Origin of the sequence: Brucella sp. TWI432 (assembly GCF_039674445.1) — a bacterium.
GTDB lineage: Bacteria > Pseudomonadota > Alphaproteobacteria > Rhizobiales > Rhizobiaceae > Brucella > Brucella chromiisoli.
The window spans coordinates 347548-360021 of sequence record NZ_JBDJNL010000002.1; the positions used below are offsets into that span (position 1 = coordinate 347548).

The following is a 12474-nucleotide window of genomic DNA, read 5'->3' on the forward strand; positions in this document are numbered from 1 at the left end:
AATGAGCATTTCCGCATCACAGGTTAAAGAACTCCGCGAACTGACCGGCGCTGGCATGATGGACTGCAAGGCAGCGCTTGCTGAAACCAATGGCGACATCGAAGCAGCTGTTGATTATCTGCGCGCCAAGGGTATCGCTAAGGCTGACAAGAAGGCTGGCCGTACGGCTGCTGAAGGTCTGGTTGGCGTTGCAGCTTCCGGCAACAAGGCTGTTGTTGTTGAAGTCAACTCCGAAACCGACTTCGTTGCCCGCAACGATGCTTTCCAGGATCTCGTTCGCAAGATTGCCCAGACCGCTCTGTCGACTGACGGTTCGTCTGAAGCTGTTGCTGAAGCAAACATCGAAGGCAAGTCGGTAACGCAGGCTGCTAAGGATGCTGTTGCAACCATCGGTGAAAACATCAGCTTCCGCCGTTCGGCAGCTCTTGAAGTCTCCAAGGGTGCAGTTGCTACCTATATTCACAATGGCGTTGCAGATGGCCTCGGCAAGCTCGGCGTTCTCGTTGCAATCGAAACGGAAGGCAATGCAGAAGCTGCAAGCGCATTCGGTCGTCAGGTTGCCATGCACGTTGCTGCGATCAACCCGCTTGCTCTGACTGCTGCTGATGTTGATCCGGCTGCTGCTGAGCGCGAAAAGGCGATCTTCATCGAGCAGGCTCGTGAATCGGGCAAGCCAGACAATATCATCGAAAAGATGATCGAAGGCCGTATGCGCAAGTTCTACGAAGAAGTTGTTCTTCTTTCGCAGGCTTTCGTTATCAATCCTGACCTTACTGTTGAAGCAGCACTCAAGGAAGCTGAAAAGTCGATCGGCGCTCCTGCCAAGATCACCGGCTTTGCGCGTATTGCGCTTGGCGAAGGTATCGAGAAGGAAGAAAGCGATTTTGCTGCTGAAGTTGCTGCGGCAGTTAAGGGCTAATCAGTCTTTTCGTCTGAAAAGGCTTTTGATTATGAAGGGCATCGCGTGACAACGCGGTGCCCTTCGTGTATCGCAACCTCAATAGTAACAGTCGTTCATCATCTGCGGAGAAACCTCCATGTCCGTTAAGCCCGCCTATAAACGCGTTCTTTTGAAAGCCTCTGGTGAGGCACTGATGGGCAGTCAGGGTTTTGGCATCGATGTTTCGGTCGCTGATCGCATTGCAAACGACATCAAGCAGGCGCGTGCTCTTGGCGTCGAGGTTGGCGTTGTCATTGGCGGCGGTAATATTTTCCGCGGCGTGGCTGTTGCCTCAAAGGGGGGCGACCGCGTGATCGGCGATCACATGGGTATGCTCGCAACCATCATCAATTCGCTGGCTTTGCGCACCTCGCTGCACAAGATCGGTGTGGATGCTGTCGTTCTGTCGGCAATCGCCATGCCCGAAATCTGCGAGAGCTTCTCCCAGCGGCAGGCAACTGCTTATATGGATGAGGGCAAGGTTGTTATTTTTGCGGGCGGCACCGGCAACCCATTCTTCACGACAGATTCTGCGGCGGCCCTGCGTGCTGCTGAAATCGGTGCGGATGCCCTTTTGAAGGGAACACAAGTCGACGGTATCTATACCGCCGATCCTAAAAAAGACCCGGAAGCCACCCGTTTCGATCATCTCACCCATAAGGAAGTTCTTGATCGCGGACTTGCTGTCATGGATACCACAGCAGTTGCACTTGCACGTGAGAACAACATTCCGATAATAGTCTATTCCATTCATGAAAACGGCGGCTTGGCCGAAATTCTGCAAGGCAGGGGACGCTGCACGATCGTTTCCGATAACTGATCATTGACCTTGCCCCCAAGCACTGAAGGAGAAATTGCATGAGCGATGTTTTTGACATCAACGACCTGAAGCGCCGCATGGAAGGCGCCGTTAACGCGCTGAAGCATGACCTTGGTGGCCTGCGTACAGGCCGCGCATCAGCAAGCTTGCTCGAGCCGATCACGATTGAGGCTTATGGCTCCACAATGCCGATCAATCAGGTTGCCAATATTACTGTGCCAGAATCGCGTATGCTTTCGGTGTCCGTGTGGGACAAGACCATGGTTGGTGCTGTTGAGCGTGCGATTCGTGATTCTGGTCTTGGTCTCAATCCGATCACCGACGGCATGACGCTGCGTATTCCTTTGCCCGAACTGAACGAACAGCGTCGTAAAGAGCTGGTCAAGATTGCGCATCAATATGCCGAACAGGGCCGTATTGCTGCACGCCATGTTCGTCGCGATGGTATGGACACGCTGAAAAAGCTGGAGAAGGACGGCGACATCAGTCAGGATGACAGCCGCGGACTTTCCGAAAAAGTCCAGAAGCTGACTGACGATACCATTGCTGAAATGGACAAGATTGTTACCGTCAAAGAAGGAGAGATCATGCAGGTTTAGGCCGCGCATGATTTTTCAGTGAGGGAGAGCAGCGATATGTCCGATCCGCGCCATATAGCTATTATCATGGACGGTAATGGACGTTGGGCGAAGGCGCGAGGGCTTCCGCGAAGCGCTGGCCACAGGGCCGGCGTTGAAGCATTGCGCGAGACGGTGCGCTATGCTGGTGATCGCAAACTTGGCTACCTCACCCTTTTTGCATTTTCATCTGAAAACTGGTCGCGCCCAAGCGGTGAAGTCGGCGATCTTATGGGGTTGCTCAAGCTTTTCATCCGGCGTGACCTTGCCGAACTGCATCGCAACAATGTTCGTGTGCGCATCATTGGCGAGCGGGACGGGTTGGCGTCTGATATTTGCGCCTTGCTCACGGAAGCTGAATCGCTGACGCGCAAAAATACCGGCCTTAATCTGATTATCGCGTTCAATTATGGGTCGCGTGACGAAATCGCGCGTGCGGTGAAGAGCCTTGCAGCCGATGTGGCGGCAGGGCGCCTTGATCCGTCTTCTATTTCGCCGGAGCTGATCTCGGCTAATCTTGATACTGCCGGAATTCCCGATCCGGATCTGATTATCCGTACGAGCGGCGAAATGCGGCTTTCTAATTTTCTGCTCTGGCAGGCTGCCTATTCCGAATTTCTGTTCGTGCCGGGACACTGGCCTGATTTCAAGGCCGCTGATCTTGATGCTGCTTATGAAGCTTTCCGTCAGCGTGAACGTCGTTTTGGTGGCGTAGAGGTGCCCAACAAGCTCGAAGAGTGCTCACCCGCAATCGAATGCACGCCAGCAAAAGGTGCCGCGGTTTGATGTGGCCTGACCGCATAGAGCGCCGTGCACCTGTTGGGGCGCACAATCGTCGCTCTCACAGTTTAAGTTAGCCGAAAGGTATCAATGTCAAATCTGCAAACGCGTATTCTGACCGCCATTGTTCTCGGAGCCGCAGCTCTTTGGCTGACCTGGATAGGCGGGCTGGGGTTCACCCTGTTCTCCATCGCGATTGGGCTGGCGATGTTTTATGAGTGGGCGGAACTGAGCGCGACAAAGCAGACGTTATTTTCACGTTTCTTTGGCTGGGGTTGGTTGCTGGTAACCTTTGTGCTTTTGATTCTTGATCGTGGGGCCTTGCTGACGATTGGTTTCCTGTTGGCAGGTTCGATTGTTCTTTTGGCAACGCAGTGGAAGACCGGGCGCGGCTGGCCTGCTGCCGGTCTTTTTTATGCGGGTTTTTCTGCAATTTCTCTTTCGTTGTTGCGTGGCGACGAGCCGTTCGGGTTCACAGCTATCTGCTTCCTGTTTGCAGTTGTATGGTCGACCGATATCGCTGCCTATTTCAATGGGCGCGCGCTCGGTGGACCGAAACTTGCGCCGCGCTTTTCGCCCAACAAAACATGGTCGGGCGCTTTGGGCGGTGCTGCTGCCGCTGTCGCGGGCGGCATTCTGGTCGCATCGCTCGTTGCTGCTCCGGGAAGTTTTATTGTCCCGCTGCTGGCGCTTTTGTTGTCAATTGTCTCGCAGATCGGCGATCTTGCAGAATCATGGGTGAAGCGTCAGTTCGGCGCTAAAGATTCTGGTCGTCTTCTGCCGGGGCATGGTGGTGTTCTTGATCGCGTTGATGGACTTGTGGCTGCTGCCGCTATTTTGTACCTATTTGGTGCTATTATTGCAGAGCCTGATGTGCCATCAGCCATATTTTTTAGTTTCTGACAGCGTATGAATTTGTAGGAGTGGTAATTTGCAGGAGGCTCTTGCCTTTTTCATTGGTGGTGAAAGTCTGTTCGTAGGGACGATTATTCCATTTCTGTTTGTGCTGACTGTTGTCGTTTTTGTGCATGAAATGGGACATTATCTGGTTGGCAGATGGTGCGGCATTGGTGCGAGCGCCTTTTCTATCGGTTTTGGACCAGAACTGATCGGCTTTAACGACCGACACGGCACGCGCTGGAAGCTTTCGGCTATCCCGCTTGGCGGCTATGTGAAGTTTCTGGGCGATGAGAGTGCCACCAGTTCGCCTGTCGGTGTGGATAATTCCACTCTCAGTGCAGAAGAACAGAGCAGGGCTTTTCATACCCAACCGGTCTGGAAGCGTGCTGCAACGGTGTTTGCCGGTCCTGCATTCAACATCATTCTCACGGTTGTTATCTTCAGCGTATTTTTTGGCCTGTATGGTCGACAGATTGCCGATCCGCTTGTTGCCGGTGTTCAGCCGAACACACCGGCTGCTGAGGCTGGCTTTAAGCCGGGTGATCGCTTTATGAGTGTCGACGGGCAGAAGATTACGACGTTTGCTGATGTGCAGCGGATTGTTTCCGGTCGCTCGGGTGATGTTTTAGACTTCACAGTGGAGCGCGACGGAAAACTGGTTGATCTGCAAGCCACGCCAGCGCTCGTTGAACGCACCGATCCCCTTGGCAATAAAGTCAAGATGGGTGCAATCGGCGTGGAAATCACGCAGGAAGTCGGAAATTTTCGCAGGATTGAATATGGTCCATTCGAATCAGTGGGACAGGCGATTCTGGAAACCGGCCATATCATCAGCCGGACCGGAGAATTTTTTCAGCGCTTTGCCGTTGGACGCGAAGATAAGTGCCAACTCGGTGGTCCTGTTAAGATTGCTAATATGGCTGGTAAGGCCGCAAGCCAGGGATTTGACTGGTTGATTCAGCTCACAGCCATGCTTTCCATTGGTATCGGGCTTCTGAACCTGTTTCCGTTGCCGCCTTTGGACGGTGGGCATCTGGTTTTTTATGCCGTGGAAGCGATCAAGGGCAGCCCTGTGTCTGTCGGCGCGCAGGAGATTTTTTACCGCGTTGGATTCCTCGTTGTTATGGGATTCATGGGGTTCGTACTTTTCAACGACTTGTTTGCCTGCTAGATCACTGGGCAAATTGGTCGACGAGGAACCGGGTCGCGTTGTTACTTTGGCGGGGCCTGCCATTTTTTAAGAAGCACCACGCACATTAAAAACTGTGCAGAGGTGTTAATCAGAAATGAACATTGGGAGCGAGGACTGGAAAAGCGTAGTGATCTGTTTACCATAAACATTAAATCGCGTGGCATGGATGCCACGCTAATTGCTTAAGTAAACAGATTTTAACTGTGGCGCTTGCTTGTATAGAAAAACCGGTTATTACGGTTGTATCTATACGTGCATTTCTGGGAAAATCGCCCCGGGGACAGAAAGAAACGAAGGTTCGGAAAGCCCATGACGGCAAGTTCTAAATTCTTTGGTGCCGCTTCAGCGCTCGCCATGTCAGTTGCTCTTGTAGCTTCGGGTTCGGCTGCGCTTTCTCTGGTGTCGGTCAATGCTGCTCAGGCTGCTGTTGTCAATCGCATCGAAGTGCGCGGAAATTCGCGCGTTGATGCGCAGACAATCCGTGACAATATCGATATTCGCCCAGGCAAAGCTTTCAACAGCACCGATATTGATGACGCCGTAAAGCGTCTTTATGCCATGGGGCTGTTTTCTGATGTTCGCATCAATCAGTCCGGTAGCACGCTTGTCATCCATGTTGATGAACGTAAGGTCGTTAATAACGTCCTGTTCCAGGGCAACAAGAAGATCAAGGATCCTGACCTTGCTCGCGCTATCCAGCTTAAGCCGCGCTCGCCTTATGATGCTGCGGTGATGGAAGCTGACAAGGAAGCCATTAAGGGTGCCTATGCACATATCGGCCGCAGCGATGCGATCGTGAATGCACGGACGGTTGATCTTGGTCAGGGCCGCGTCAATGTGGTCTATGAGATCACAGAAGGTGGTCGCACAAAGATCGCTGACATTAATTTTGTCGGCAACAACGTCTATAGCGCGCGTCGTCTGCGCGATGTGATCTCCACAAAGCGTTCGAACCCGCTGTCGTGGTTGACCCGTAACGACGTTTACGATGAAGGTCGCTTGCAGGCTGACGAAGAAGCGCTGCGTCGTTTCTACTACAATCGCGGCTATGCGGATTTCCGTGTGTTGTCGTCGAATGCTGTGCTTGATCCGGCGACCAACGAATACACGATCACCATCAATGTTGACGAAGGTCAGCGTTATAATTTCGGTAATGTAACCGTAGAAAGCACCGTAGAAGGTGTTGATACGCAGGCTCTCGATCGTCTTGTGAAGACGCGTACGGGTAAGCCTTACAGTGCCAAGGAAGTTGAAGATTCGGTTACGGCTATCACCGAAAACGTCGCCGGTAGCGGTTATGCGTTTGCCAAGGTTGAGCCTCGTGGTGACCGTGATTTCGAAAACAACACGATTTCGCTTGTTTACAGTGTTGATCAGGGTCCGCGCGCTTATGTTGAGCGCATTGAGATCCGTGGCAACGACAAGACCCGTGATTATGTTATTCGTCGTGAGTTCGACATGAATGAAGGCGATGCCTTCAATCAGGTTATGGTTCAGCGCGCGAAGCGTCGTCTTGAAGCGCTCGATTTCTTCCAGACAGTTAATGTGTCGACCGCGCCGGGTGCAGAGCCTGATCAGGTGATCCTGATTGTCGATGTTGTCGAAAAGTCGACCGGTGAATTCTCGATCGGCGGTGGTTATACGACGGGTGGTGATTCGCCGGGTGCGCAGGTTGAAGCTGCGATTACCGAGCGTAACTTCCTCGGACGTGGCCAGTTCGTCCGTATCAGTGCCGGTGCCGGTCAGGACAAGATGCGTAACTACGCCTTGTCGTTCACCGAGCCATATTTCCTTGGCTATCGCATGTCGGCCGGGTTTGACGTATTCCGTCGCTCATATCGCGTGAGCAGCGGTGGTCGTTACGACGTTGAGCAGACGGGTGGCACGATTCGTTTCGGTCTTCCGATTACGGATAACTTCTCGGCTGGTCTTGCTTACAATCTCGTTCAGGAAAAGTATAAGCTTGACGTTCTTGACGCCCAGGGCAACCCAGACCCGAACTATTATGCCCCAGCGCTTATCGAAGCTGGCCAGCATAGCCCATGGCTTCGTTCTTCGATCAGCTACTCGCTGACCTATAACTCCATTGATGATATGAAGAATCCGCATGATGGTATTTATGCGCGCTTCAATCAGGAGTTTGCAGGTCTGGGCGGCGATGCGAAATACATCAAGACCACGTTCAAGGCTAACTACTATCAGACACTCGCACAGGAAGCTGACATTGTCGGTATGCTGGGTGTTGGCGGTGGTTACATCCACGAGTTCGGCAATGATGGCGTTCGTATCTTCGATATGTTCAAGAACAATTCGGATATGATCCGCGGTTTCAAGTTTAACGGTATCGGTCCTTATCAGGACGCTGGAAACGGCAACCGCTACTGGCTTGGTGGAACCACCTACGCAAATGCTACGGCTGAAGTTCAGTTCCCGATGCCTGTTGTTCCGGAAAGCCTTGGTATTCGCGGTGCATTGTTTGCTGATGCAGCGACACTTTACGGAAACAGTTCCTCGCTTGGTGGTCAACCTGTTCTCGGCGATGACAAGAAGCTCCGCGCTTCGGTCGGTGTCAGCTTGATGTGGGCTTCGCCGTTTGGTCCGTTGCGCTTTGACTACGCATTCCCAGTTGCTAAGGCTGATACCGATAAGGTTCAGAATTTCAACTTCGGTGTTTCGACCAAGTTCTAATAGATTTGCCTTTTCCCGGGGCAGACATGCCCCGGGCAAGAAAGTGCTTTGATGGCAGATCCCATTTTTTTCAAGCCTTCCCGTGAACTCACGATCGGCGATATTGCAGATTTCACCGGTGCAAGCCTTCGTAACCCGAAGCTTGCGCCGCGTGCTGTTGCGCGTTTGGCGTCTTTAAGCGACGCAAGTGACGATGCGCTTGTTTTCGTTGATGGCAAGAGAAATGCGTTAGCGCTTGCCGGTATGAAAGCCGCAGGCGTTTTATGCTCCGAAGATGTCGCAGACAGCGTTCCTCCCGGCATCGCCGCACTTGTTACCCGCAATCCACACCGTGATTTTTCGTCCGTTGGACGGATGCTGTTTCCTGTTTCCGTGCGGCCTGAAAGCTGGCTGGGCGAGTCCGGCATTTCACCTTCTGCATTCATTCATCCATCTGCGAAGATTGAAGAGGGTGCAACGATTGAAGCCGGCGCGATGATTGGCAGAAATGTCAGCATCGGTTCCGGCACGCTGATTGCAGCCACGGCTGTTGTGGGTGAGGGCTGTCAGATCGGGCGCGATAGCTATATTGCGCCGGGTGTTGCCATTCAGTTTGCGATGGTCGGCAATCGTGTGTCTTTGCATCCGGGTGTTCGCATCGGGCAGGATGGGTTTGGCTATGTGCCGGGTCCGCGCGGGCTTGAAAAGGTACCTCAGCTTGGCCGCGTTATTCTTCAGGATGATGTGGAAATCGGTGCAAATACCACGATAGACCGTGGAGCATTGAACGACACGATTATCGGTGAAGGCACCAAGATCGATAATCTTGTGCAGATTGCACATAATGTGCGCTTTGGCCGGTTTTGCGTTGTGGCTGCACTTTGTGGCATTTCCGGCAGTGTTGTTATCGGTGATCAGACCATGATCGGTGGCAGTGTCGGCCTTGCCGATCATGTCGTTATCGGTTCGCGTGTGCAGATTGCTGCGGGAAGCGGCGTTATGAATGACATACCCGATGGTGAGCGTTGGGGGGGCGTCCCTGCTCGACCAATCAAGCAATGGTTCCGAGATATTGCGAATATCCGAAGCATCGGGAAACCAAGAAAGGAGCAATCCTCTGATGAGTGATGCTAATCTGAAGCTGGAAACCGCAGACATTCAGGATATTTTGCGTGCGCTTCCGCATCGTTATCCGTTTTTGCTCATTGACCGTATCATTAATATTGATGGCGATCAGTCTGCGACTGGCATCAAGAATGTTTCGATGAATGAGCCGCATTTTACTGGCCATTTTCCAGACAAGCCGATTATGCCGGGCGTTCTGATCATTGAAGCTATGGCACAGACAGCTGGCGCAATCACAGTTCTTCATAATGGTGCTGATAAGCCGAGCCTCGTCTATTTCATGACAATCGACAAAGCCAAGTTCCGTCGCCCTGTTGTTCCTGGCGATCAGCTTCACCTTCACGTGAAAAAGATCAAACAGCGCGGAAATATCTCTAAATTTGAGTGCGTAGCAGAGGTCGATGGCGTAAAGGTTGCCGAAGCTGAAGTCGCCGCGATGGTTGGCGTAGCCGAAGAGAAGGCGTGAGTACCTCAATGAAGGAAACTTTTATCCACCCTACTGCTCTCGTTGAGGCGGGTGTGGAACTTGGGCAGGGCGTATCTGTCGGCCCTTTTTGCCATGTGCTATCTGGTGCTATCATCGGTGATGGCTCGGAACTGATGAGCCATGTTGTGGTCAGCGACGCGGTAACGCTCGGCGCTGGCGCAAAGGTATATCCGCATGCTGTTCTGGGTTGCGATCCGCAGAATGGAAAGCATAAAGGCGGACCGACCCGACTGACAGTGGGTACGAATTGCCTTATCCGCGAAGGTGTCACCATGCATCGCGGTTCAGACAGCAGTCGCGGCTTCACAAGTGTTGGCGACAATTGCCAGTTTCTCGCCTATGCGCATGTGGCGCATGATTGCGATGTTGGCAATCACGTTACATTCGCCAATAACGTCATGATCGGCGGTCATGTCGAGATCGGTGACTATGCGATTCTTGGCGGTGGTTCGGCTGTTCACCAGTTCACGCGCGTTGGACATCATGCCTTTGTTGGCGGGATGGCCGCACTTGCACATGATCTCATCCCTTACGGCAGTGCGATCGGCAACCATGCGTATCTTGGTGGTCTGAATATCATCGGAATGAAGCGTTCCGGTATGCAGCGCAAGGATATCCATAATCTGCGCCACGCGGTGCATATGCTGTTTGATCGCTCCAAGCCTGTGCGTGAACGCGCGCAGGACGTTCTCAAGGCAATTCCTGACTCCGATGGTGTGAAGGACCTGATTTCCTTCATTCTTGTTGAAAATAAACGTGCCTATTGTACGCCGCCGCTTGGTTCATCCATAGGCGGAGCGATGGATGATGGTGACGGTGATTGATAGCGGGAAAAGCGCGATAATGCGCCCGCGCACGGCCATTATTGCTGGCAATGGTCTTTTGCCGATTAAAGTTGCCGAGGCTCTGAAGGCGGATGGAAATCCGCCTTTTGTGCTTCCGTTGCGCGGTGAAGCTGATGCTTCACTTTATGATTATGATCATCAGGAAATTTCGGCTGTTGATTTTGGCATGCTGATGCGCGCCATGCGGTCTGCTGGCGTTTCGCAAGTGGTTCTGGCCGGTGGTCTTCGCAATCGACCACATTTGAGCGATTTGAAGCTTAATTTACCGACAATCCGGGCTGCGCGGTATGTTCTGGTTGCGCTCAGTCAGGGCGATGATGCGCTGTTGCGCGCCTTTATGCGCTTGCTGGAGCGCTACGGCTTTAAAATGGTGGGAGCGCACGAAGTTGTGCCAGACTTGTTGTCCCCCGAACCTGCGCGTTGTTTGACCCGTTTGGGAGCAGATTCGCGTGAGCGCCGGAATATCGCGCTTGCAATGGACGCAGCGCTTCGCCTGGGTGAACTTGATGTCGGGCAGGGCGCTATTGCGGCTGGGGGGCGTGTTGTTGCGCTTGAGGGGGCTGAAGGCACCGACTTGATGATTGAGCGCGTTTTTGCGCTGCGTCAGGAAGGCAGAATTTCAAAACGCGGCGGCGTGCTTGTCAAAATGGCCAAGCCACGGCAGGATGAGCGCGCTGATTTGCCAGCGATCGGTGTGTCTACGGTGGAAAATGCAGCGCGGGCAGGCCTTTCCGGAATTGCGATTGAAGCGGGACGCACCTTCATTCTCGGCCTTGGTGAAACCCTGGCTGCGGCAAATGAAAAAGGCCTTTTTATCGAGACGATCAGTCGAAGCACAAAGGACATATAAGGGTGAGTAAAACCAGCCGGCCATTGAAAATAGCAATCGTGGCCGGAGAAGAATCCGGCGATCTTCTTGGCGCCGATCTGATAGATGCTCTTCGTGGCCAGACCGACAGACTTGTGGATATTGTTGGTGTCGGCGGCACGCATCTGACCGAGCGCGGCTTGAAGAGTTTTTTTGATCCTCATGAAATTGCCCTCATGGGGCTTGGTGCAATTCTCAAAAACTTGCCCGGCCTTGTTGTGCGCATTGGGCAGACGGCGAAGCGGATCGTTGCTGAAAAGCCGGATTGCGTTTTGCTGATTGACAGTCCCGATTTTACCCATCGCGTTGCAAAAAAAATACGTGCCGCTGACCCGTCTATTCCTATCGTCAAATATATTGCCCCAAGTGTCTGGGCATGGCGGCCGCAGCGAGCCAAAGCCATGCGGGCCTATGTCGATCATGTTTTGACAGTTTTGCCGTTTGAGGTCGAGGTGATGAAGCGGCTCAACGGACCGCAATCGACCTATGTAGGGCATCGTTTGAGCAGTTATGCGCCGATTCTGAAAGTGCAGGCGGCGCAACGTAAAACCGAGATGACACGTTGGCCCGACGGGTCACGTTGCCTGCTTTTGCTTCCCGGTTCCCGCCGTGGCGAGCTTCAGATGCTTATGGAGCCATTCGGCAAGGCGGTTGCGGAACTTTCGAAACGTGTTGAAAAACTCGAAGTCATTCTGCCAACCTTGCCGCGCATTGAAGAAACGGTGCGTGAGATGTCAAAGGACTGGGCCGTTAAGCCACTCATTGTGACTGGTGATGAGGCCAAATGGGATGCTTTCTCGCGTGCGGATGCGGCATTGGCCGCGTCGGGTACTGTTTCGCTGGAGCTGGCGCTGTCGCATATTCCGACAGTTCTTTCCTATAAAGCTGACTGGTTCGCGCGGCAGTTTCTGATCTCCCGCATTACGATCTGGAGTGCGGCTCTTCCCAATATTATTGCAGACCAGCCAGTTGTGCCGGAATTCTTCAATGAGTCGGTGAGGCCCGGTAATCTTGCGCGCTATATTGAGCAATTGATGCAGAAGACAGCTTCGCGGCAGGCGCAGCTTGACGGCTTTGATAAAGTTACCTCGATCATGGCGACAGAACGCCCATCGGGCGAGATTGGCGCACAGGTTTTGCTTGATCTTGCAGAGAACGGTAGAAAACGCTGAACGCTGGAAAATCAAGACAAAGAAAAACCCCGGCGATTTGCCGGGGTTTTTGCATATCGAA

At 53.0% G+C, this 12474-nt stretch carries 12 protein-coding genes; all 12 read left to right on the forward strand.

Annotated features, from left to right (window positions below):
- Position 1 precedes the first annotated feature (1 nt).
- The 12 genes from tsf (at position 2) to lpxB (ending at position 12413) form a co-directional block, all read left to right on the forward strand.
- Positions 2 to 919, forward strand: a complete 918-nt coding sequence (tsf, locus tag ABE527_RS06810) for a translation elongation factor Ts (RefSeq protein ID WP_265984563.1) — start codon at positions 2 to 4, stop codon at positions 917 to 919.
- A 118-nt stretch (positions 920 to 1037) separates the two neighbouring features.
- On the forward strand, positions 1038 to 1760 hold the full coding sequence (gene pyrH, locus ABE527_RS06815) for a UMP kinase (RefSeq protein WP_265984564.1): 723 nt from the start codon (positions 1038 to 1040) through the stop codon (positions 1758 to 1760).
- A 38-nt stretch (positions 1761 to 1798) separates the two neighbouring features.
- Positions 1799 to 2359 carry a ribosome recycling factor gene (gene frr, locus ABE527_RS06820; RefSeq protein WP_265984565.1) on the forward strand — a complete coding sequence of 187 codons (561 nt, stop codon included), beginning with the start codon at positions 1799 to 1801 and terminating at the stop codon, positions 2357 to 2359.
- 18 nt (positions 2360 to 2377) lie between these two features.
- Positions 2378 to 3163 (forward strand): isoprenyl transferase, encoded by a 786-nt coding sequence (locus ABE527_RS06825; RefSeq protein WP_265984566.1) that lies wholly within the window; start codon positions 2378 to 2380, stop codon positions 3161 to 3163.
- An 84-nt stretch (positions 3164 to 3247) separates the two neighbouring features.
- A complete protein-coding gene (locus ABE527_RS06830) occupies positions 3248 to 4060 on the forward strand; it encodes a phosphatidate cytidylyltransferase (RefSeq protein WP_265984567.1) in 813 nt (270 codons plus the stop codon).
- A 28-nt stretch (positions 4061 to 4088) separates the two neighbouring features.
- Positions 4089 to 5228 carry an RIP metalloprotease RseP gene (rseP, locus tag ABE527_RS06835; protein ID WP_499696473.1) on the forward strand — a complete coding sequence of 380 codons (1140 nt, stop codon included), beginning with the start codon at positions 4089 to 4091 and terminating at the stop codon, positions 5226 to 5228.
- Between the two features lie 330 nt (positions 5229 to 5558).
- Positions 5559 to 7937: an outer membrane protein assembly factor BamA gene (gene bamA, locus ABE527_RS06840; protein ID WP_265984569.1), complete on the forward strand. Its 2379-nt coding sequence runs from the start codon at positions 5559 to 5561 to the stop codon at positions 7935 to 7937.
- A gap of 51 nt (positions 7938 to 7988) precedes the next feature.
- On the forward strand, positions 7989 to 9044 hold the full coding sequence (gene lpxD / locus ABE527_RS06845) for a UDP-3-O-(3-hydroxymyristoyl)glucosamine N-acyltransferase (protein WP_499696474.1): 1056 nt from the start codon (positions 7989 to 7991) through the stop codon (positions 9042 to 9044).
- Positions 9037 to 9507 (forward strand): 3-hydroxyacyl-ACP dehydratase FabZ, encoded by a 471-nt coding sequence (fabZ, locus tag ABE527_RS06850; protein WP_265984571.1) that lies wholly within the window; start codon positions 9037 to 9039, stop codon positions 9505 to 9507. Before lpxD ends, fabZ begins: the two co-directional genes overlap by 8 nt.
- 8 nt (positions 9508 to 9515) lie before the next feature.
- A complete protein-coding gene (gene lpxA, locus ABE527_RS06855) occupies positions 9516 to 10352 on the forward strand; it encodes an acyl-ACP--UDP-N-acetylglucosamine O-acyltransferase (RefSeq protein ID WP_265984573.1) in 837 nt (278 codons plus the stop codon).
- The gene (locus tag ABE527_RS06860; protein ID WP_265984574.1) at positions 10333 to 11223 is read left to right on the forward strand and encodes an LpxI family protein; all 891 of its coding nucleotides are present in this window, start codon (positions 10333 to 10335) and stop codon (positions 11221 to 11223) included. Before lpxA ends, ABE527_RS06860 begins: the two co-directional genes overlap by 20 nt.
- Positions 11224 to 11225: 2 nt before the next feature.
- The gene (lpxB, locus tag ABE527_RS06865) at positions 11226 to 12413 is read left to right on the forward strand and encodes a lipid-A-disaccharide synthase (RefSeq protein ID WP_499696475.1); all 1188 of its coding nucleotides are present in this window, start codon (positions 11226 to 11228) and stop codon (positions 12411 to 12413) included.
- Positions 12414 to 12474 lie beyond the last annotated feature (61 nt).